Source organism: Pseudomonas sp. St386, from assembly GCF_018325865.1.
Taxonomy (GTDB): Bacteria; Pseudomonadota; Gammaproteobacteria; order Pseudomonadales; family Pseudomonadaceae; genus Aquipseudomonas; species Aquipseudomonas brassicacearum.
Genome location: NZ_AP021900.1, coordinates 1,534,486 through 1,555,964, shown reverse-complemented (window position 1 = coordinate 1,555,964; position 21,479 = coordinate 1,534,486). Strand labels below are relative to the sequence as shown.

The following is a 21,479-nucleotide window of genomic DNA, read 5'->3' as shown; positions in this document are numbered from 1 at the left end:
CAACAAAGTAGCCTGTTTGGCGACGTTGGATCAATTTCGTCTTTCATGCCCGACGCTGAATTGACCGACGATTGCCAAGCCAAGTTTCATTGTTCCTACAGCCGGGGCTTTATGTTTGCCCGGCAACCACCGAGAATGCCCCACGTATTCAGGCTGCGGCCTGAAGCTCCAACCCCGTAGGAACGTTATGAAACTCGATAAAAAGCAGGCCATCGCCCGCAGAAACCAGGAACTGGGCGGCGCCGTACTGGGCGTCAACAACTGCCACTTCAGCGAATTGAACCGTAACCGCAACATCTTCTGGTTCGATATCCCGGTGGGGCGCCTGGCCATTGGTCAATACGAATGGATTCACCTGCTGCTGCACACGCCGGCCACCGATGAGCTGCTGCACCTGAAGGTGCCGACCGTGTTCCTGCGCGAGAAAATGGAAGGCCTGGAAGTGCGCAACCAGGGCAAGCGCAAGGCGGCCCTGAGCCTGGAATTGAGCGCTGACAAGGATTCCTACCTGCAGGACATGCGTCCGGGGGGTACCAATCTGGATTTTGCGCAGTTCAGGTTGTAATGCGATTTCCTAGCTTTGGTGTGTAGATCCGTTGCTGCGGTAACGGATATGTACCCAATCCAGCCCAAAAGAAAACGGCGCTTTCCCTCCCTCGGAAAAGCGCCGTTTCCTTAAGTGAATAGCATCACCGCATCAGCGGGGCTTTTCATTGGCAACGGTCTTACTTCTTCAGCCCCAGTTTCCTGAGCTCTTCATCCCGCAACTCGCGCCGCAGGATCTTGCCCACATTGGTAGTCGGCAAGGCATCACGGAACTCCACGGCCTTGGGCACCTTGTAGCCGGTGACGTTGGCACGCATGTGTTCCATCACCTGTTCCTTGGTCAACGTGACACCCGGCCGGGCGACGATGAAGATCTTGATCGCCTCGCCGGACTTCTCGTCCGGTATGCCGATGGCCGCGCACTGCAGCACGCCCGGCAGGGTTGCCAGCACATCTTCCAGTTCGTTGGGGTACACGTTGAAACCGGAGATCAGGATCATGTCTTTCTTGCGATCGACGATGCGCATGTAGCCGTCCGGCTGGATCAACGCAATGTCACCGGTCTTGAGCCAGCCTTCGCTGTCGAGGATCTCGTCGGTGGCTTCCTGGCGCTGCCAGTAGCCCTTCATGACCTGCGGACCTTTCACACACAATTCGCCGATTTCGCCCAATGGCTGTTCGACACCCGCGTCATTGATCACCTTGCACAGCGTCGACGGCACCGGAATGCCGATAGTCCCGATCTGGATGTGCTGGATCGGGTTGACGGTGGCCACCGGGCTGGTTTCGGTCATGCCGTAGCCTTCGCAGATCGGGCAACCGGTCACTGCTTTCCAGCGCTCGGCTGCTGCCAGTTGCAGGGCCATGCCGCCAGACAGGGTGACTTTCAGGGCAGAGAAATCCAGCTTGCGGAAGGCTTCGTTGTTGCACAGGGCCACGAACAGCGTATTGAGGCCGACGAAACCGCTGAACTTCCACTTCGACAGCTCCTTGACCATCGCCGGCAGGTCACGCGGGTTGCTGATCAGGATGTTGTGGTTGCCGATCAGCATCATCGCCATGCAATGAAAGGTGAAGGCGTAGATGTGGTACAGCGGCAGCGGCGTGATCAGAATCTCGCAACCTTCATTGAGGTTGGAGCCCATCAGCGCCTTGCACTGCAGCATGTTCGCCACCAGGTTGCGATGAGTGAGCATCGCGCCCTTGGCCACGCCAGTAGTGCCGCCGGTGTATTGCAGCACGGCCACATCGTCACTGGTGGGGTTCGCTTCGCTCACGGGTTGGCCGTGGCCTTTGCTCAGCACATCGTTGAACTTGACGGCCTTGGGCAAGTGATAGGCCGGGACCATCTTCTTGACGTACTTGATCACGCTGTTGATCAACAGGCGCTTGAGCGGCGGCAGCAGGTCGGCGACTTCGGTGACGATGACGTGCTTGACGCTCGTCTTGGGTACCACGGTCTCGGCCAGGTGCGCCATGTTCGCCAGGCACACCAGCGCCTTGGCCCCGGAGTCGTTGAACTGGTGTTCCATTTCCCGCGCGGTATACAGCGGGTTGGTGTTGACCACGATCAGCCCGGCGCGGATCGCCCCGAACACGGCCACCGGGTACTGGAGAACGTTGGGCAGTTGCACGGCGATTCGATCGCCGGGCTGTAAATCGGTATGCTGTTGCAGGTACGCGGCAAAGGCACCGGACAACTCGTAGAGTTCACCGTAGGTGATCGTCTTGCCGAGGTTGCTGAATGCCGGCTTGTTGGCAAAGCGTTGGCAGGACTGCTTCAACACCGCCTGAATATTCGGATACTCGTCTGGATTGATGTCGGCAGCAATCCCAGCTGGGTACTTATCCTTCCAAAAGTCTTCAATCATGGAAGCCCACTCCTCAGCAACGCGAATTCTCACCGCATTTGATGCGATTATTATTGGTGTGTGTTTATTGGTGAATCTGGCTTGAATCAAGGCCGAGAAGTCACAAAAGCGCGCCGAGAGTAGCAGCTTTGCCAGGGGCCGACTAGAGCCAAAAGCAGCCCCCACAGTCACAAACATGACTCATGAATATTTTATGGTCATTTTTAGAGTAAAAAATCTACAGCCTGTTAAATCTCTCTGAATCAAACAACTGTGGGAGCACAGCTTGCTCGCGATAGGGATATGTCAGCCAATACAAATGAGGCTGTTCCACCGCTATCGCGAGCAAGCTGTGCTCCCACAGGTTTTCGTCAGGACAGATACCCCGGCGGACCTCAGGCAATATCGCGCAGCTCCCTCCGCAGAATCTTGCCCACCGGCGTCATGGGCAACGACTCCCGCAGCACAATGTGCTTGGGTACCTTGTAGCCGGTGAAGTTCTCCTTGCAGTAGGCCTTGAGTTCTTCAAGGCTGACGCCGGTTTCCCGCGCCACCACGAACAGCTTCACCGCCTCCCCCGAACGCTCGTCCGGCACACCGATTACCGCGCAGTTGGCCACCTTGGGATGGGCCATCACCACGTCTTCGATCTCGTTGGGGTACACATTGAAGCCCGAGACGATGATCATGTCCTTCTTGCGATCGACGATGCGCACGAAACCGTCCGGGTCGATCACCGCGATATCCCCGGACTTGAACCAGCCCTCGTGGTCCAGCACTTCGGCCGTGGCCTCAGGCTTGTTCCAGTAGCCTTTCATGATCTGCGGGCCCTTGATGCACAGCTCACCGCGCTCGCCCAGGGGCTGCTCGACGCCATCGTCGTTGATCACTTTCATCAGCGTGCCTGGCACCGGCATCCCCACCGTGCCCAACCGGGACTTGCCGCCGTAAGGGTTGGCACAGGCCACTGGCGAAGTTTCGGTCAGGCCATAACCTTCGGTGATGCCACAACCGGTGATCTGCTCCCAACGCTCGGCAGTGGCCTTGATCAGCGCCGTGCCGCCCGAGTTGGTGACCTTGAGGCTGGAAAAATCCAGGGTCTTGAAATCCGGATGGTCCATCAATGCCACGAACAACGTGTTGAGCCCCAGCAGCAACGAGAAACGCCAGTTCTTCAGTTCCTTGATGAAACCACCGATGTCCCGCGGATTGGTGATCAGCACGTTGTGGTTGCCGGTCACCATCATGCACATGCAGTTCGCCGTGAACGCATAGATATGGTACAGCGGCAGCGGTGCGATCATGACCTCCTGGCCTTCGCGCAACAGTGGATGGCCGTCATCGCCGAGCTGCCCCAGGCAGGCCCGGGCCTGTTGCATGTTGGCCACCAGGTTGCCGTGGGTCAGCATCGCGCCCTTTGCCAATCCGGTGGTGCCGCCGGTGTATTGCAACACCGCAATATCGTCGAGGCTGACTTTCAGCGGCTTGATGCCCTGGCCGCGCCCCAGGCGCAAGGCGCTCTTGAAGGAAATGGCCTGGGGCAGCGAATAGGCCGGGACCATTTTCTTGACCTTGCTCACCATCGTGTTGACCAGCCAGCCCTTGGCGGTGGGCATCAGGTCACCCATCTTCGCTTCGATCAGGTACTGCAGGTCCGTATCGGGCAACACCTCCTGGACTTTCTGCCCGAACATATTCAGGTACACCAGCGCCCGGGCACCGGAGTCCTTGAACTGATGACGCATTTCCCGCGCGGTGTACAACGGGTTGGTGTTGACTACGATCAGCCCGGCGCGCAAGGCACCGAACACGGCGATCGGGTACTGCAGGATGTTAGGCATCTGCACCGCGATTCGATCACCCGGCGCCAGGTCGGTATGGGCTTGCAGGTAGCCGGCGAAAGCCGCGCTGTAGCGCTCCAGCTCGGCATAGGTGAGGGTCACCCCCATGTTGCTGAACGCCGGACGGTCGGCAAATTTCTTACAGGAACGTTCGAACACCTCGATCACCGACTTGTAGGCCCCAAGATCAACATCCAGGGGCACGCCGGTCGGGCGTTTGTCATTCCAGAAATCAGGCTGCATTGTTTTTGTCCTCTTTACCTGAGCATGTCCGGGCCGCATCTGTATCGCTTGCAGAGGCGGAGCTCCTGGGACACTAGCAGCTATGGCCAATCAGGCAAATATGGCAACCTGCGTCATAGATTGTGTGAATCTTCCTGCCATGGCGTGGCCTGATCAGGCGAGACGCAGCGGATGCGCTATACAATGCAGCGACGCTGCGTCTGACTTTGTGCAAAGGAATCGCCATGATCCACCAAACGTTCTGGCTGACCGCGACCGACCATAGCCGCCTGTTCGTCAACCAGTGGCTGCCCGAAACCGCCCCTTTGGCGGTGATCATGCTGGCCCACGGCATGGCCGAACACAGCGGCCGCTACGCCCGTCTGGCCCAGGCGTTGTGCGACGAAGGCTACGGTGTCTGCGCCATGGACCTGCGCGGCCATGGCAAGACCGGCGAGGAAGCGATTCTCGGCCATTTTGCCGACGAGGACGGCTGGGCCAAGGTCGTGGGCGATCTGGCCAGCCTCAACCACCACATCGTCCAGCAATACCCCGATACCCCGATCCTGCTGCTGGGCCACAGCATGGGCAGCTACATCGCCCAGGGTTACCTGTTGCATCACAGCGCCAGCCTGCACGGGGCGATTCTCAGCGGATCGAACTTTCAACCGGTGACGCTCTACCGCAGCGCTCGCCTGATCGCCCGCTTCGAACGTCGGCGCCAGGGTGCCACGGGGCGCAGCGCGTTGATCGAGTGGCTGTCGTTCGGCAGTTTCAACAAGAAATTCAAACCCACGCGTACCCCCTTCGACTGGCTCAGCCGCGACCCGGCCGAAGTCGACCAGTATGTCCACGACCCGCTGTGTGGCTTTCGCTGCACCAATCAACTGTGGGTCGACCTGCTCGGCGGGTTGCAGCAAATCAGCAAAGCGTCCAATCTCGCCCAGATCGATCCGGGCCTGCCCGTGCTGGTGATCGGTGGCGAATGTGATCCGGTGAGCGAAGGCAAGCGTCTGAAGGATCTGGCCGACGCCTTGCGTGACGCCGGCATCCGGCACCTGCAATTGACGATTTACCCGCAGGCCCGGCACGAACTGTTCAATGAAACCAACCGCGATGAAGTGACCGCCGACGTACTGGCCTGGATTGCCCAGGCCCTGAGCCACAAGCGGCCGCCACGCAGCGAGTAGGCTTGCAGCATTTTTCCTTTACTCCTTCACAGGATTTGAAACAGATGACCCAGGTTACCAACACTCCTTACGAAGCCCTCGAAGTAGGCCAGACCGCCAGCTACAGCAAGACCGTCGAAGAGCGTGACATCCAGCTGTTCGCGGCGATGTCGGGCGATCACAACCCGGTGCACCTGGACGCCGAGTTCGCCGCCGCGAGCATGTTCAAGGAGCGCATCGCCCATGGCATGTTCAGCGGTGCGCTGATCAGCGCCGCGGTGGCCTGCGAGTTGCCTGGGCCGGGCACTATCTATATCGGCCAGCAGATGAGCTTCCAGAAGCCGGTGAAAATCGGCGACACCCTGACCGTGCGCTTGGAGATCCTGGAAAAACTGCCGAAATTCCGTGTGCGCATCGCCACGCGCGTGTTCAACCAGCGCGACGAGCTGGTGGTGGACGGCGAAGCCGAAATCCTCGCACCGCGCAAGCAGCAGACCGTGACCTTGCCGACGTTGCCGGCGATCACCGTCGGTTGATTCACAGGCGCCTACGGTGAGTGACTTGTGGCGAGCCGTTGTGTGGGAGCAGAGCTTGCTCGCGATGCAGGCGCCTCGGTTCCCTGAGAGACTGAGTTATCTTCATCGCGGGCAAGCCTTGCTCCCACATTTAAGGCGGGTCTTCGCGCACCTGCACGCTCGCCGTCATCCCCGCGCTCAGGTTCACCCCCTCCGGTAACTTGTCCAACTTGATCCGCACCGGTATCCGCTGGGCCAGGCGCACCCAGTTGAAGGTCGGCTCGACCTCCGCCAGTAACTGCGCATCGGGATTGGTGTTGCGGTCGGTAATGCCACGGCTGATGCTCTCGACATGACCCTCCAGCGCATGGCCGGCGCTCATCAGCCAGATCTTGACCGGATCGCCCACGCGGATCCTCGGCAACTTGGTTTCTTCGAAATAGGCCTGCACATAGAACGTCGAGTCGTCGATCAACGCCATCACTGGCTGCCCGGCATTCACGTAGTTGCCTTCGGCCAGGCGCAGGTTGGTGATGTGGCCGTTGCGTGGGGCCAGGACCTGGCTGCGGGCCAGGTTGAGCTCGGCCACCTTGGCCTCGGCCTGGGCTTCGCGCAGTTCGCCGCGGGCGATGCCGGCGTTGATCTGGGCGTTTTCCCGCAGTTCGGCGCTGATGGCCTGGGGTCCAAGGGCCGCACGGCGGCTGGCTTCGTGTTCACGCAGGCTCAGTTGCTGCTGGCGCGTCTGCACCACCGCCCGAGCCTTCTCCACCGCCGCCTCGAAACGCTCGCGGTCGATACTCAGCAACACATCGCCGGCCTTGACCTGTTGGTTATCCACCGCCTTGAGCTCGCGCACCCAACCCGACACATCGGGTGCAATCACCACCACGTCGGCGCGGATCCGCGCATCGCGAGTCCAGGGTGTGAGCATGTAGTACTGCCACAGGTGAAACCCGGCGAAGATCGCCACGGCCACCATGCACAGCGTGACGGCGACACGTACGGATGTACGCATGTTCAACTCCTATAGCGGCCCGAGGACCACGGTAATAACGGTCAGGACACAGACATACAGGGCGCAGTCGAACAAGGCTTCATGCCAGATCCAGCGCCCGGCCGGCACCAGGCTGAGCAACAGGCGCAACGCACCGGTCACCAGCAACGCCAGCACCACATAAATCAGGAACGGGCTGAGCAACACCCCGCCAATCGACCACTCACGCAAGCCCATGGCTGTGCTCCCGTCGTTCAGGTTCGTGCTGGTGGCACCAGGCGCGCCAGCTGTTTTGCAATTGCACCACCGCGCCCTGGGCCAGCTTCAATGCGTCACCGGGCGGCTGGCTCGACAACACCTTCAGGAGCTCGGCGCTTGCCGGGGCCAGCGCATCGGCCTGGTCACCGGTCGGGCCGTGTTCGAGCACCTGCTCCAGCGCTTCGAAATAACGGCGCTGCGCCCGGGTATCGGGCACCTGGGCGACGGCCAGGCTCAGGCGCAAATGCAACAGTTCATCGCCAATGTCCAACCCAAGCAAACCATCATCCCAACGGCTGCGCGCCTGCACCGGCAATTCGGGGTAATGCCGCGCCAACTGCAACAGCCGGTCGGCCATGCGCCCGCCGAACCAGCTCTCGGCGCCACGCAGACTGCGATGGGTCAGGCGCACCAGATCGTGGAGGGTCGCGGCCAGCAGGCGGCGGCTGTGCCAGGCCGGGTTGCGCAAAATCAGCAGATTGAAGGCCAGCACCGCCGCGCCCACGCCAATCATCATGGCCTGGGCGTTGTTGAAGAACGCCGCGACGTCGTACTTCATGGCATTGAGCGGTGAAATCAACACCACGAAATGCAGGCAGAACGAGGTCGCCGTGGCGAAGATCTGCGGCTTGGCCATACCCAGCGCGCCGAAAAACAACGGCACGCCCATGGCCATGCAGAGCATCGCAAAACTGCTCCATTGCGGGAGTACGAGTTCACCGATCACGAACGCCGTCGGCACGGCCAACAGGATGCCCCGCAGAAAACTCATGCCGATCTGCGCGCCGTTTTCGCGACTGGCAAACAGGCTGCACACCACGCACGTCAGCACCAGCGCACCCGAAGCGGCGGGCCAGGCAGTCGCCAGCCAGAAACAGGCAACCGCCAGGAACGCCAGGGCGCTGCGAGCACCAAAGACCATGGCCAGGGACAGATCACGATGAGGCGCCAGGGTTCGCGGTGGATCCGCCGCCTCCCTGCCCTCCCGTACCGCCGTCAAGGCTGCGCAGGCGGCCAGGGCGGTATCGAGCAACAGGGCGAACCGCGCCAGGCAGTAACTTTGCGCCGAGCTGATCTGCGGGTCGTGAGACGCATCCCATACCCGGGGGCGTAAGGCCTGCAAGGTCGCACTGTCGGCATCGAGGGCCTGCTGTACCTCGTTCATCCAGGGTTGGAGGGCCTCGGCCTCCTCGGGGTCGAGCTGTTTCCACTGCCGCCGCACCGAGCGCGAAAGGCGCAGCAACATCAGCAATTTCTGGCTCAAGCCGCTGATGGCTCGGGCTCGCTGTCGACCACGGCTGCCTTCGAACCAGGCATGTTCGCGCTGGGCATCCACCGCGACGATCCTGCCCAGAATTTCCAGCAACCCTTTTCGCGCCTGGACATCGCCAGCCAGGGTCACGCGGGCGGCCAGCATGCCGCTCTGCCAGGCCGCAAGGGCCTGACCGGCCAGTTGCCGCTCGACCCGCAACGGCCAGAGCAAGGCACTGGCCGCCGTGGCGCAGACAATGCCCAGGCTGATCTCGGTGCAGCGCGCCACCGCCTGCTCGAACACACCCAGCGGATGGGAAATGGCTGGCAAGGCAATGATCGCCACCGTGTAACCGGCCAGCACGAACGAATACGACCAGGCACTGCGCAGCAGCGTCGAACACGCTGTGCACAACCCCAGCCAGAGCGCCAAGGCCAGCAGGAACAACCAGGGCGCCTGGGCAAACAGGCCCATGAACACCACCGACATGACGGTGCCCACCAGCGTGCCGACCAATCGCGCCAACCCCTTCTGCACCACCATCCCGGACAGTGGCTGGGCGACGATGATCGCGGTCATCAGCGCCCATGACGGCTGCTCCAGCCCCCAGCGCAGCGCCAGCCACAACGCCAGTCCAGCACCAAGCACCGTCTTGATGGCGAACTGCAAAGCGAGGCGGTCAGGGGCAAACAAGGCCTGGAAGGTAATGGGCACGCGAAAAACTCTTTGGGGGACGCCAGTAACAATAGATGCAATGCAGGGGGATAGGCGACGCAATTATTAGCTAGCTATCTATCCGAGTCCAGAGCTGATTATTGATGGATTCAACAACACACTTTTCTGTTTGATGCTGAGCGAGTTGAAATGCCATCGCCCTCACTCGCCACAACAGTGTTCACCTTAAATCTGAGTCGTCGCCACAAAAAAACGCCAGCATGCTGGCGTTTTTTTTCGATCAGGACGCGTTGTTAGCTGGCGCGCGCCTGGTTGCGCAGGGCCTTGACCTGGTCGTGGTTGCGTTGCACACCGTGGTACTGACGCTCAACCAAGTCACGAATGCCGACCAGGTTGTGCTTGGTGATTTTCTCGAGCGCTTCCTTGTAGGCCTTGAGCGCATGGTCTTCGCCACGCTCGGCTTCGTTGAGCACCGCTTCTTCGTCCTTGCCGGTGAACATGGATTTCACGTCCACCCAACGACGGTGCAGGTCACCGGCGACGCTGGTGGAGGTTTCCGGATCGCCGCCCAGGGAGCGAACCGCCGCTTGCAGTTCGGCCGCAGCAGTCGCGCAATCGGCAGCACGTTGAACGAACAGCGCCTTGAGTTGTGGGTGCTTGATGTCTTCAGCGCAGGTCTTGAAGCCTTCCTGGCCATCTTTGCTGGTCTCGATCAGGTCGTTCAAGACGGAGATGGATTCTTTGTTGATGTCAGTCATTTTTCAGTTCCTTTGCTTGGTGAATAAAAAACCCTGCAAGGGATGTTGCATCGGCCATGCCAGTCAAAGAACCCAGTTAATTTTCTTTAAAATCAGCCAGTTAACAAAAAACCAGAAAACTGTATCCGCGTTATTTGCATGATCTGTCATTTGGCCTGCATGCAGAATGCCTGTATTTTCGAGGCAGACTTGAATCAGACGATTGCCATGAACCCGGAAAAGCTCGAATTGCTCGTCACGCGTCAAATGCCGTTCGGCAAATACAAGGGTCGAATCCTGGCTGACCTGCCCGGTCAATACCTGAACTGGTTCGCCCGCGAGGGTTTTCCTCACGGTGAGTTGGGTGGTTTGCTGGCACTGATGCAGGAAATCGATCACAACGGGCTGTCGGACCTGCTCGATCCATTGCGTGCCAAACACGGCAAGCCCAAGCCTCGCCCCTGACCAGTTGAGCCCCCGTCATGCCCGAAAACACGCTACGCGCCCACGATGAAGCTTTCTGGCAGACGTTTGTCGGCCGCTATGACGTCGATCCCGTCGGGCCGCTCAACCTGGAAAACGGTTACTTCGCACGCATGTCCCGCACCGTGGTGGAGGAGTACCAGCGCAACATCGAGTTCATCAACCGAGGCAACTCGGTGTACGTGCGCCAGCATTTCGACCGTGAACACGGCGAAGCCATTCGTCGACAGGTGGCCCAGCTTATCCACGCTTCACCCCAGAGCGTGGGGTTGGCCGGCAGCGCGGTGGATGCCTTGCAGACGCTGATTCGCAACTACAACGGCCTCAAGCCAGGGGATCAAGTACTGATCTGTGATCTGGAATACGCCTCGGTCAAGAGTGCAATGCGCTGGCTGGCCCGCCAGCGTGGCGTGGAGGTGATCGAAATCGTCCACCAGCACCCGGCCAGTTTCGAAAGCCTGGTGGGCACTTACCGCGAAGCGTTCATTCGCTACCCTCGCCTCAAGTTGATGGCGCTGACCTACGTCAACCACCTCACCGGGCTGGTGATGCCGGTCCAGGCCATCGCCGAGAGTGCCCGCGAGTTTGCCGTCGACATCATCCTCGACGGTGCCCACGCCCTGGGCCAGATCGATTTCGACCTGAAGAAGCTCGGGATCGAATTCGCCGGGTTCAACCTGCAGAAGTGGATTGGCGGGCCCCTCTCCCAGGGCTTCCTGTACATCGCCCCGCAGCGCTTGGCCGACATCGACCCGGACATGGACGAAGACAGCTACCCCGCCACCGACGTCCGCTCGCGCACGCCCCACAGCACGCCCAACATCCCTGCCTTGCTCACCCTGCCGCTGGTCTTCGAAGAACACCAGGCCCTGGGTGGCGCTTCGGCCAAAGGCGCGCGCCTCTGTTATCTGCGTGACCTGTGGGTGAGCGCCGTGCGCGATGTGCCGGGCATCGAAGTCATGACCCCGGATGACCGGCGTCTCTATTGCGGGATCACCGCGATGCGCTTCACCGCCCGAGCCGATCAACAAGCGATGGCCGATCGATTGCTCAATGAGCATGGAATCTTCACCGTGGTGCGCCATACCAGCGTCGGGCCGTGCATTCGCATTACACCGGGGCTGATTACCTTGGCGAGTGATATCGAGCGGTTGACCCAAGCACTTATTCACCTGAACCGAATGTAGTTGTGGCGAGGGGATTTATCCCCGTTGGGGCGCGCAGCGGCCCCAAAACCTGACAACTCGGTGCGTCAGATAGGTTGAGTCAACCTTGTTTGGGGCTGCTGCGCAGCCCAGCGGGGATAAATCCCCTCGCCACAAATTCAGTGTTCACCCTGCTTGGAGAGATAAAACCCAGGCAAAAAAAAACGGCGCGCCGACCAAGCGCACCGTAAAACCGTAGAACACCCAACGAGGTTCGGTAAAACAATCAGTCCAGCAGCGCCAAGGCCTCGGCGGTGCATTCCTGAATGCGGGCCCAGTCGCCGTTCTTGATCCACTCAGGATCAAGCATCCAGCTTCCGCCCACACACATCACGTTTTTCAACGCCATGTAGCTCTTGATGTTGGCCGGGCTCACGCCGCCGGTCGGGCAGAATTTCACTTCGCCGAACGGGCCACCCAAGGCCTTGATGGCCGCGACGCCGCCACTGACTTCGGCCGGGAACAATTTGAAGCGGCGATAGCCCAGGCTGTAGCCTTCCATGATGCCCGAAGCGTTGCTGATACCTGGCAGTAACGGGATAGGGCTGTAGACGCTGGCCTCAAGCAGATCACGGGTGATGCCCGGGGTGACGATGAACTGCGAACCGGCCGCCTCGGCGGCGTCCAGCATGTGGCGGTCGAGCACCGTGCCGGCACCGGTCACCAGCTCCGGACGTTGCTCGCGCAGCACCTGGATGGCCTTGAGGCCGTATTGGGAACGCAGCGTCACTTCCAGCGCCGTCAGGCCACCGGCGGCCAGGGCATCGGCCAGCGGCAGGATGTCCTGTTCACGGGCGATGGTGATCACCGGCAGGATCCGCGCCTTGGCGCAGAGGCTGTCGATCAGGGCAACTTTGTCCGCCATGGAAACGGTCGGGGATGGGTTTGTCATAGCGGCTGATCCTTGGTTCATGGGCACCAGTAAATCTCTAACGTAGATTGCAGAAACGCGCGGATCGGCATTTCGGCGACATCGTCACCGGCCACCGCAGCGTTCAAGGTGGTCAATTTCGACTGACCGGAAATCGACAGCACTTTATGTTGCGCCGAAGCCAGCAAGGCGCGGCTCATGGTCAAGCGCTGGTGCGGCACGGTCGGCGCCAGCATCGGCCAGCAGCGACGTGTGCCATTGGCGTCCAGGGCCTGGGCCAGGTTCGGGCTACCTGGGAACAGCGAGGCGGTGTGCCCGTCATCGCCCATGCCCAATACCAGCACATCGATCGGCGGCAGCTCGGCCAACAGGCGATCGGCCTGCTCGGCAGCCGCTTCCAGGTTGGCGCTGGCGCTATAGAGGCTCAGGAACTGGGCCTTGGCCGCCGCGCCTTGCAGCAGGTAACGCTTGAGCAGGCCGGCATTGCTGTCGGCGTGTTCAACCGGTACCCAGCGCTCATCGGCCAGGCTGACCACCACTTTGGACCAGTCCAGCGCCTGCTTGGCCAGGTGCTGGAAAAACGCCACCGGGCTGCGGCCACCGGAGACCACCAGGGTCGCCGCACCGCGCGCCTCGATTGCATTGCGCAACTGCTCGGCCACGTTCAGCGCCAGGCCTTCGGCCAGCACCACCGGGTTCTTGAATTCATGGGCGCTAACGCCCTGCGGCAGTTTCAATTCAGATATCGCCATACCATGACCTCCCATCCCGCGTGATCAGTGCAATGGAGCTCATCGGCCCCCAGGACCCAGCCGCATACGGCTTGGGCGCATCGCCGGATTTCTTCCACCCGGCGATCAACTGGTCACACCACGTCCACGCGGCTTCAATTTCATCTTTACGGACAAACAGGTTCTGATTGCCGTTCATGACTTCCAGCAACAACCGCTCGTAGGCATCGGGAATACGTGCGCTGCGATAGGTGTCGGAGAAGTTGAGTTGCAACGGACCGCTGCGCAATTGCATGCCCTTGTCCAGGCCCTGCTCCTTGGTCATCACTCGCAAGGAAATCCCTTCGTCCGGTTGCAGGCGGATGATCAGCTTGTTGCTGATCTGCAAGCGCTGCTCGGGCGCGAAGATGTAGTGGGACGGTTCCTTGAAGTGGATGACGATCTGCGACAGCTTTTGCGGCATGCGCTTGCCGGTACGCAGGTAAAACGGCACCCCGGCCCAACGCCAGTTGCGGATGTCGGCGCGCAGGGCGACGAACGTCTCGGTGTCGCTCTGGGTGTTGGAGTTGGGTTCTTCGAGGTAGCCAGGCACTGCCTTGCCCTCGCTGTGGCCGGCGATGTACTGGCCGCGCACCACCTGGGTGGTCAGGCCTTCCGGGCTGATCGGCGCCAGGGCCTTGAGCACCTTGACCTTCTCGTCACGGATACTGTCGGCGGACAAGTCGGCCGGTGGGTCCATGGCGATCAGGCACAGCAGCTGCAACAGGTGGTTCTGGATCATGTCCCGCAGTTGACCGGCCTTGTCGAAATAGCCCCAGCGGCCTTCGATACCGACCTTCTCGGCCACGGTGATTTCCACGTGGGAAATGTAGTTCTGGTTCCACTGGGTTTCGAACAGGCTGTTGGCGAACCGCAGCGCGATCAGGTTCTGGACCGTCTCTTTACCCAGGTAATGGTCGATGCGATAGGTACGGTTTTCCGGGAAGAACTGCGCCACGGCGTCGTTGACCTTGCGCGAAGACTCCAGGTCCGAACCGATGGGCTTCTCCAGCACGACACGGGTGTTTTCGCTCAAGCCAACCTTCGCCAGGTTCTCGCAAATCGCCCCATACACCGCCGCTGGGGTGGCGAAATAGGCAATGACCTGCTGGGTCGAACCGGCTGCTTCGGCCAAGGCGACGTAATCGTCGGCCTTGAGAAAATCCACGTGCAGGTAGGTCAACCGTGCCAGGAAGCGCTCGAGTACGCCTTCATCCAGGTCTTTTTCCCCGACGTAGCGTCGCAGTTCGGCGGTGATGAATGCCAGGTGCTGCTGCTCACTGCCGGGTTCACGGGCCAGCGCAATGATTCGCGTGTCCTCGTGCAGCAACTGGGCGCCATCGAGCTGATACAGGGCAGGAAAGAGCTTGCGCAAGGCCAGATCGCCCAACGCGCCGAACAAGGCAAAGGTGCACGGTTCAACCGTAATCGAAGGCATGATGTTTGTTCTTTTATCAAGTTAAACTACAAATACCTTTTTTCAAGGTATCACTCAAGGAAAAATGTAGTAATAACCACAACATTTTTCGAAAATACCGATTCCGAGTGGTGGTCCGTCGGAGCCATCAGTAGGATAGGCCACCGCAAAGGGTCGTATCAAAGACCCGTCTTCCTAGGAATCTTGTATGGACCGCGTGCGAAATTTACTGGAACAGATCCAGAGTCGCCTTGAAGACCTGAACAAGGCCGAACGCAAAGTGGCCGAGATCATCCTGCTCAACCCGCAGCAGGCGACCCGCTTCAGCATCGCCGCCCTCGCCCAGGCGGCTTCGGTCAGTGAACCGACCGTCAACCGTTTCTGCCGCTCGTTCGGCGTCAGCGGTTACCCGGAACTCAAGCTGCAACTGGCCCAAAGCCTGGCCAGCGGCGCTGCTTATGTGAGCCGTGCGGTGGAGGCCGACGACAACCCGGAAGCCTACACCCGGAAAATCTTTGGCAGTGCCATTGCCTCATTGGACAGCGCCTGCCAGGCCCTTGATCCCAATTTGATCAGTCGCGCCGTGGACCTGCTGATCCAGGCCCGGCAGATCCACTTCTTCGGTCTCGGCGCCTCCGCCCCGGTGGCGCTGGATGCCCAGCACAAGTTTTTCCGCTTCAACCTGGCGGTGACCGCTCACGCCGACGTACTGATGCAGCGCATGATCGCGTCGGTGGCCCATACCGGTGAACTGTTCGTGATCATTTCCTACACCGGTCGTACCCGCGAGCTCGTGGAAGTGGCGCGCATCGCCCGGGAAAACGGCGCGTCGGTGCTGGGCCTGACCGCCGAAGGCTCGCCATTGGCCAAGGCCAGTACCTTGAGCCTGAACATTCCGCTGCCCGAAGACACCGATATCTATATGCCGATGACCTCACGGATCATCCAGCTCACCGTACTGGACGTGCTCGCCACCGGCATGACCCTGCGTCGGGGCGTGGACTTCCAGCCGCATCTGCGCAAGATCAAGGAAAGCTTGAATGCCAGCCGGTATCCGGTGGGGGATGAGTTCAACTGATTCGGTCCAGAATCTTCGGTGCCTGATAGTCCGTCTTCGCGAGCAGGCTCGCTCCCACACTGGATCTTCGGCGTTCACAAGCCCCTGTGGGAGCGAGCTTGCTCCGGGCGGCGATCCGATGATGGGGCCAGCCGCCTCACCGCAGATCCAGAGCTAAGCCCCCACCCACGCCTGCAAACTCAGGTGCGCCCGCTCCCCCGGCGCCAGGCACAGGCTGTCGGTGCCGCCACTGGCCGCTTCGACGCAGACGAATTCGCTAACCTCATCCCAACTCACTCCCAGCAACGGTCGCGCGCCGGGATGCCAGACCACGGTGTCGGCGCTGTCGCCGGTGTCGATGCACAATTCGCGCTGCCAGGCGTGGTCCTTGAGCTGCAATTCCCCCTCATGCTGGAACACCCGCTGGCAGCCGCCCTCGACCCGCAACTCGCCTTCCTGCTGGCAAACCGCACGGCTCAACTGATCGTAACCCTGTGCGCCCTCGAGCCCAGACAGCGCTACCTCACCGACGTCTCCAATACGCCAATAGGCGTGCAAAGCCTGGCTCAGCTGGCACGGCAGGCTGTCCTGGTGCTCGGTGCTCAGGCGCAGTTCCATGCGTTCACCCAAGTCCGCATGCAGGTCCACTTGCCAGTCGCACAGCTGCAGTTGCCAGTGCAAATGCACACCGTCTTCATCACTGCGGCTGTCGAGCAACTTCCAGTCGATCAACCGCGCCCAACCGTGGGATGGCCAGGCGTTTTCGCTGGGATGACGACCATACCAAGGCCAGCACACCGGCACCCCGCCACGGATCGCCCCGACGTGTGGCCACTTGGCCGCGCACCACAACCACGGCTTTTGGCCTCGCGGTTGAAAATGCAGCAACTGTGCGCCCTGGCGACTGAACACCGCCTGGCACAACGGGTGGTCGATCACCAACACATCGCGCTGCCGATAGCGCTCCCACGCGAACACCGGGCGTTCGCGCAAGGATCTGAAAAAGCGTTGTAGCGGATGCTCATGCATGGGCCGCGGTCCTGGAAATCATTGAATTGCTCATCTGTTTGCAACGCTTGTTGTGGCAAGGCGATTTATCTGTGGGAGCAAAGCTTGCTCCCACAGGTCTGCGCGCAACCAAACACGTACCCCAAAAAAAAGCGGACAGCCTTGGCCGTCCGCAAATATGCGCACATAGAGAGGAGCTTATCGCAACAACGTTAGAACACCGACTGAATTTTCAGGCCGGCCACCAGCGCGTTATCGACTTCATCCACACCACCTGGGTGAGTGATGTATTGCAGGTTGGGACGCACGGTCAGCCAGTTGGTGACGTGGACGCCGTAGTTGAGTTCGTAGTTGTACTCAGTGCTACGCAGCGGTGCGAACAGTGGGTCGTTGTAGTCGGTGACACCATTGGCAGCGTTGGTCAGCTCAGCGTTTTTCTTCACGTCATCGTTGACATGGATACGGGAGAAACCAATCCCGATGTCATCTTTAGGACGCGCATCAAACGGCCCCTTGTACACGAACATCAGCGACTGGTAGTTGTCGACGAAGTTGGTGTCCTTGTCGTGAAAGGTCGCGTTGGCCGCGATGTTCAGGCCGCGGGAAGCGTCACCGTTGTGAGTGGTGAGTTGTTGTTGCGCGACAAACCAGTAGCCGTGTTTGCTGTTGTGGCTGCGATAGGCGTTGCCGGTAGTCGCGGCGTCATCGCCATTGTCGTCTTCACGGACGTCATTGGCATCAGCCGTGCTCTTGTAGTACCCGACACGGTATTCGCCCGGCAGGTTGTTGACCTTCGGCGACCAGACCAGCTCGACTGGGATGACGGTACCCTTGGTACCACTGCCGCTGAGCTTGAAGCCGTTACCGTGTTCCAGTTGCGATGGGTTCTGGTTGTATGCACCGATCTGCGCATAGAACTCAGGCGTGATGTTGTACTTCACGCGAATCGCCGCCTGCATGACCGGCCAGTTGTACCAGATGCCGGTCGCCCAGTTACCCGCTTGGGACCCACAGAATGCCAGGTTCTGGAACTCGCAAGGGAAGGTGTTGAAGTCTTCGCCTTCGCCGAAGTAACCGGCCTTGACGTCCAGCTTGCCATCGAGGAACTGGTGCTTGATCCACAATTGGGTCAGACGGACCATGTGGCCACGGCCGTAGACTTCCTGGGAAGAACTCAAGGTGCCGGCACGCGGGTCGCCGACACGGTCATTGGAAATGTTTTCACCGTTACGGTTGGTAAGCTGGACCTTGGCCTGGGTGTTATCCCAGCCCATCAGTTTTTCCAGGTCCAGCGCCACACCCAGACCGAACTGGTCGGAGTAACGCGCCGTCTTGTCGTTGTTGTAGCCGCCATGCAGGTTGGCGCCCACTTCACCGACGTAGTCAGCCTTGATATCGATACCTTGCTCGATCAGCTTGGTCCGCTCGCCACCCCAGTCACCCGTCATCCACTGCGAATCGGCGCTGAACGCGTCGGCAGCGTGTGCGCTACCGGCCAGCATCATCGCCGCAACGGCTGACAACTGGCAGATAAGCTGGGCGTTATTTTTCTTCTTCATCCCTACATCCTCGTCTTTATTGTTATTAACTGTTTTTATCTAACGCGGTTTACAACGATTGCGGCGGATGTCCCCATCCACCGCATACTCCTTGCTGTGGGAGCAGGCCTGCTCCCCCATTTGTTCTTCATCGGCCTTTGAACTGCGCCACGTTCGCCGACCGGGCATCGGCTTGCGCCTGGCCGGCCACGCCCAGGCGCTCACCGGACTTGGCGTCGAACAGCAACACTTTCGATGGATCGAATTGCAGCGTCAGGGTCTCCCCGACTTGCGGTGCCACGTCCGGCGCCAGGCGGCAGCAGACCTTGGTGTCGTTGAGGTTGACGAACACCAGGGTGTCCGGCCCGGTGGGCTCGGTGACCTGGACTTCGGCGCGAATGGTCGGCAAGCCGTTGGGCTCGCTGCCGGCCAGCATGATCTGCTCCGGGCGCATGCCCAGGATCACTTCGCGGTCTTCCAGGCCGGCGTCCTGCATGCCCATCGGCAGTTCGCAACGAGCCTGGCCGCTGTCGAGCAGCGCCAGCAGGCGACCGTCCTTGCGTTGCAGGCGCAGCGGGATGAAGTTCATCGGTGGCGAACCGATGAAACTCGCCACGAACAGGTTGGCCGGGTTGGTGTAGATGTCTTTCGGCGTACCGAACTGCTGGATGATCCCGTCCTTCATCACCGCCACCTTGTCGCCCAGGGTCATCGCTTCGATCTGGTCGTGGGTCACGTAGACCGTGGTGGTCTTCAAGCGCTGGTGCATCAGCTTCATTTCGGTACGCATCTCGACCCGCAACTTGGCGTCGAGGTTGGACAGTGGTTCATCGAACAGGTAGATCTTCGGCCGCCGCGCCAGTGCCCGGCCCATGGCCACACGCTGTTGCTGGCCGCCGGAGAGCTGGCCGGGCTTGCGATTGAGCAGGTGCTCGATCTGCAGCAGCTTGGCCACGCGGTTGACCTCTTCGTCGATGTCCGACTGTTTCATCTTGCGGATTTTCAGACCGAACTCGATGTTCTCGCGCACGCTCATGGTCGGGTACAGCGCGTAGGACTGGAACACCATGGCGATGTCGCGATCTTTCGGGCTCATGCCGCTGACATCCTGGTCGCCGATCATGATCGCGCCGCCGGTGATGGTCTCAAGGCCGGCGATGCAGTTCATCAGTGTCGACTTGCCACAGCCCGAAGGTCCGACCAGGATCAGGAACTCACCGTCCTTGATCGACAACTCGATGTTCTTCAGGGTGTCCGGCAGGCCGGCACCATAGGTCTTGTTTACGTTGCGAAGTTCAAGCGTTGCCATGATTACCCCTTGACTGCGCCGGCCGTCAGACCGCGCACGAAATACTTGCCTGCGACCACATAGACCAGCAGGGTCGGCAGCCCGGCGATCATCGCCGCCGCCATGTCCACGTTGTATTCCTTGGCCCCGGTACTGGTGTTGACCAAGTTGTTCAGCGCCACCGTGATGGGCTGCGAGTCACCGCTGGAGAACACCACGCCGAACAGGAAGTCGTTCCAGATCTGCGTGAACTGCCAGATCAGGCAGACCATGATGATCGGGGTGGACATTGGCAGGATGATCCGCCGGAAAATGGTGAAGAACCCCGCACCGTCCAGTCGCGCCGCCTTCACCAGTGCATCGGGAATGCTGACGTAGTAGTTGCGGAAGAACAGCGTGGTGAATGCCAGGCCGTAGACCACGTGCACGAACACCAGGCCTGTGGTGGTGCTGGCCAGGCCCATTTTGCCGAGGGTGAACGAGGCCGGCAGCAGGACGGTCTGGAACGGCAGGAAGCACCCGAACAGCAACAGGCCGAAGAACAACTGCGAACCGCGAAAACGCCACATCGACAGCACGTAGCCGTTCAAGGCACCGATGGCGGTAGAGATCAGCACCGCCGGGACGGTGATCTTGATCGAGTTCCAGAAGTAGCCGTCGACGGTGGCCCAGGCCTTGACCCAGCCGATGCCACTGACCACGGTCGGCCAGCTCAGCAGGTTGCCGGTACTGATGTCTTCCGGCGTCTTGAAGCTGGTCAACAGCATGACCACCAACGGCACCAGGTAAAGCAGTACGGCGAGGATCAGCACCGCGTAGATGGCGATGCGACTCAGGCTGATGGAAGGTTTGGCAGCGAGACTAGTCATGACGCTTGGTCCTCAGCTCGGAGTACAGGTAAGGCACGATGATTGCGAGAATCGCACCGAGCATCAGGATTGCACTGGCCGAGCCCATGCCCATCTGACCGCGACTGAACGTGAAGGAATACATGAACATGGCTGGCAGGTCGGAAGAATAGCCCGGGCCGCCGGCCGTCATCGCGGCCACCAGGTCGAAGCTCTTGATCGCGATGTGCGCCAGGATCATCACGGCGCTGAAGAACACCGGGCGCAGGCTCGGCAGCACCACTTTCCAGTAGATGCGCGGCATGCTCGCGCCATCGATCTGCGCGGCACGGATGATCGATTGATCGACACCCCGCAGGCCGGCCAGGAACATCGCCATGATGAAACCCGAGGCCTGCCATACCGCTGCGATCACCAGGCAGTACACCACGCGATCCGGGTCGATCAGCCAATCCAGGCGGAAGCCTTCCCAACCCCAGTCACGCAACAATTTGTCCAGGCCCATGCCCGGGTTGAGCAGCCATTTCCAGGCCGTACCGGTGACGATCATCGAGAGCGCCATCGGGTACAGGTAAATGGTGCGGATGAAACCTTCGCGACGAATGCGCTGGTCAAGGAACACCGCCAGCAACACGCCGATCACCAGGGTGATACCGATGAACAGGCCGCCGAACAGCGCCAGGTTCTTGCTCGCCACCCACCAACGATCGTTGTCCATCAGCCGCGCGTATTGCGCCAGGCCTGCCCATTTGTAGTTCGGCAGAAACGTCGACGTGGTGAACGACAGGACGAACGTCCACAAGATATAGCCATAGAAGCCCACCAGGACGATGAACATGCTCGGCGCCAGCACCAGTTTCGGGAGCCAGCGCTGCAATGCATCGAACGGCGAGGCCTTGCTGAACACAGCAACAGAACTCATGGGAAGATCCAGT

20 protein-coding genes are annotated in these 21,479 nt (G+C 60.4%); 6 read left to right on the top strand and 14 right to left on the bottom strand.

What is annotated here, in order from left to right; translation table 11 throughout:
* Positions 1 to 187: 187 nt before the first annotated feature.
* Complete coding sequence (locus KI235_RS06820) at positions 188 to 565, top strand: hypothetical protein (RefSeq protein ID WP_003198577.1); 378 nt, start codon at positions 188 to 190, stop codon at positions 563 to 565.
* Positions 566 to 725: 160 nt separating this feature from the next.
* On the opposite strand, the gene fadD1 is transcribed toward KI235_RS06820, so the two are convergent.
* Together fadD1 and fadD2 are read right to left on the bottom strand one after the other, a co-directional pair.
* A complete protein-coding gene (fadD1, locus tag KI235_RS06815; RefSeq protein WP_003198575.1) occupies positions 726 to 2,417 on the bottom strand; it encodes a long-chain-fatty-acid--CoA ligase FadD1 in 1,692 nt (563 codons plus the stop codon).
* A gap of 374 nt (positions 2,418 to 2,791) precedes the next feature.
* Positions 2,792 to 4,480 (bottom strand): long-chain-fatty-acid--CoA ligase FadD2, encoded by a 1,689-nt coding sequence (gene fadD2 / locus KI235_RS06810; protein ID WP_212795603.1) that lies wholly within the window; start codon positions 4,478 to 4,480, stop codon positions 2,792 to 2,794.
* Positions 4,481 to 4,704: 224 nt separating this feature from the next.
* Here fadD2 and KI235_RS06805 point away from each other — a divergent pair, with 224 nt between their 5' ends.
* Together KI235_RS06805 and KI235_RS06800 are read left to right on the top strand one after the other, a co-directional pair.
* Positions 4,705 to 5,649 (top strand): alpha/beta hydrolase, encoded by a 945-nt coding sequence (locus KI235_RS06805; RefSeq protein WP_003198571.1) that lies wholly within the window; start codon positions 4,705 to 4,707, stop codon positions 5,647 to 5,649.
* 44 nt (positions 5,650 to 5,693) lie between these two features.
* Positions 5,694 to 6,164, top strand: coding sequence for a MaoC family dehydratase (locus tag KI235_RS06800; protein ID WP_003198569.1), 471 nt, complete (start codon positions 5,694 to 5,696; stop codon positions 6,162 to 6,164).
* Between the two features lie 130 nt (positions 6,165 to 6,294).
* On the opposite strand, the gene KI235_RS06795 is transcribed toward KI235_RS06800, so the two are convergent.
* From KI235_RS06795 to KI235_RS06780, 4 genes are all read right to left on the bottom strand, one after another.
* On the bottom strand, positions 6,295 to 7,158 hold the full coding sequence (locus tag KI235_RS06795; RefSeq protein WP_013692440.1) for an HlyD family secretion protein: 864 nt from the start codon (positions 7,156 to 7,158) through the stop codon (positions 6,295 to 6,297).
* A 9-nt stretch (positions 7,159 to 7,167) separates the two neighbouring features.
* Complete coding sequence (locus tag KI235_RS06790) at positions 7,168 to 7,374, bottom strand: DUF1656 domain-containing protein (protein ID WP_003198565.1); 207 nt, start codon at positions 7,372 to 7,374, stop codon at positions 7,168 to 7,170.
* Positions 7,361 to 9,361 (bottom strand): FUSC family protein, encoded by a 2,001-nt coding sequence (locus KI235_RS06785; RefSeq protein ID WP_013692439.1) that lies wholly within the window; start codon positions 9,359 to 9,361, stop codon positions 7,361 to 7,363. Before KI235_RS06785 ends, KI235_RS06790 begins: the two co-directional genes overlap by 14 nt.
* A gap of 254 nt (positions 9,362 to 9,615) precedes the next feature.
* A complete protein-coding gene (locus KI235_RS06780) occupies positions 9,616 to 10,080 on the bottom strand; it encodes a PA2169 family four-helix-bundle protein (protein ID WP_003198561.1) in 465 nt (154 codons plus the stop codon).
* Positions 10,081 to 10,287: 207 nt separating this feature from the next.
* Here KI235_RS06780 and KI235_RS06775 point away from each other — a divergent pair, with 207 nt between their 5' ends.
* Together KI235_RS06775 and KI235_RS06770 are read left to right on the top strand one after the other, a co-directional pair.
* Complete coding sequence (locus KI235_RS06775; protein WP_027912035.1) at positions 10,288 to 10,524, top strand: DUF3820 family protein; 237 nt, start codon at positions 10,288 to 10,290, stop codon at positions 10,522 to 10,524.
* Between the two features lie 17 nt (positions 10,525 to 10,541).
* Positions 10,542 to 11,729: an aminotransferase class V-fold PLP-dependent enzyme gene (locus KI235_RS06770; protein WP_212795602.1), complete on the top strand. Its 1,188-nt coding sequence runs from the start codon at positions 10,542 to 10,544 to the stop codon at positions 11,727 to 11,729.
* Between the two features lie 244 nt (positions 11,730 to 11,973).
* Here KI235_RS06770 and KI235_RS06765 read toward each other — a convergent pair whose 3' ends face one another.
* Genes KI235_RS06765 through zwf form a run of 3 tightly spaced genes read right to left on the bottom strand, consistent with a single transcriptional unit; the run spans position 11,974 to position 14,826 of the window.
* Positions 11,974 to 12,639, bottom strand: coding sequence for a bifunctional 4-hydroxy-2-oxoglutarate aldolase/2-dehydro-3-deoxy-phosphogluconate aldolase (locus KI235_RS06765; RefSeq protein WP_013692437.1), 666 nt, complete (start codon positions 12,637 to 12,639; stop codon positions 11,974 to 11,976).
* A 17-nt stretch (positions 12,640 to 12,656) separates the two neighbouring features.
* Positions 12,657 to 13,370: a 6-phosphogluconolactonase gene (gene pgl, locus KI235_RS06760; RefSeq protein WP_028236907.1), complete on the bottom strand. Its 714-nt coding sequence runs from the start codon at positions 13,368 to 13,370 to the stop codon at positions 12,657 to 12,659.
* Positions 13,357 to 14,826: a glucose-6-phosphate dehydrogenase gene (zwf, locus tag KI235_RS06755; RefSeq protein ID WP_003198549.1), complete on the bottom strand. Its 1,470-nt coding sequence runs from the start codon at positions 14,824 to 14,826 to the stop codon at positions 13,357 to 13,359. Before zwf ends, pgl begins: the two co-directional genes overlap by 14 nt.
* Positions 14,827 to 15,022: 196 nt before the next feature.
* On the opposite strand from zwf, the gene KI235_RS06750 reads away from it, so the two are divergent.
* A complete protein-coding gene (locus KI235_RS06750; protein WP_170842276.1) occupies positions 15,023 to 15,883 on the top strand; it encodes a MurR/RpiR family transcriptional regulator in 861 nt (286 codons plus the stop codon).
* 153 nt (positions 15,884 to 16,036) lie between these two features.
* Here KI235_RS06750 and KI235_RS06745 read toward each other — a convergent pair whose 3' ends face one another.
* The 5 genes from KI235_RS06745 to KI235_RS06725 form a co-directional block, all read right to left on the bottom strand.
* Positions 16,037 to 16,891, bottom strand: a complete 855-nt coding sequence (locus KI235_RS06745) for a D-hexose-6-phosphate mutarotase (RefSeq protein WP_003198545.1) — start codon at positions 16,889 to 16,891, stop codon at positions 16,037 to 16,039.
* Positions 16,892 to 17,082: 191 nt separating this feature from the next.
* On the bottom strand, positions 17,083 to 18,429 hold the full coding sequence (locus KI235_RS06740) for a carbohydrate porin (protein WP_003198542.1): 1,347 nt from the start codon (positions 18,427 to 18,429) through the stop codon (positions 17,083 to 17,085).
* 127 nt (positions 18,430 to 18,556) lie between these two features.
* A complete protein-coding gene (locus KI235_RS06735; protein WP_013692435.1) occupies positions 18,557 to 19,717 on the bottom strand; it encodes an ABC transporter ATP-binding protein in 1,161 nt (386 codons plus the stop codon).
* Positions 19,718 to 19,719: 2 nt separating this feature from the next.
* Positions 19,720 to 20,565, bottom strand: coding sequence for a carbohydrate ABC transporter permease (locus KI235_RS06730; RefSeq protein ID WP_003198539.1), 846 nt, complete (start codon positions 20,563 to 20,565; stop codon positions 19,720 to 19,722).
* A complete protein-coding gene (locus KI235_RS06725; protein ID WP_003198535.1) occupies positions 20,558 to 21,466 on the bottom strand; it encodes a sugar ABC transporter permease in 909 nt (302 codons plus the stop codon). Before KI235_RS06725 ends, KI235_RS06730 begins: the two co-directional genes overlap by 8 nt.
* Positions 21,467 to 21,479 lie beyond the last annotated feature (13 nt).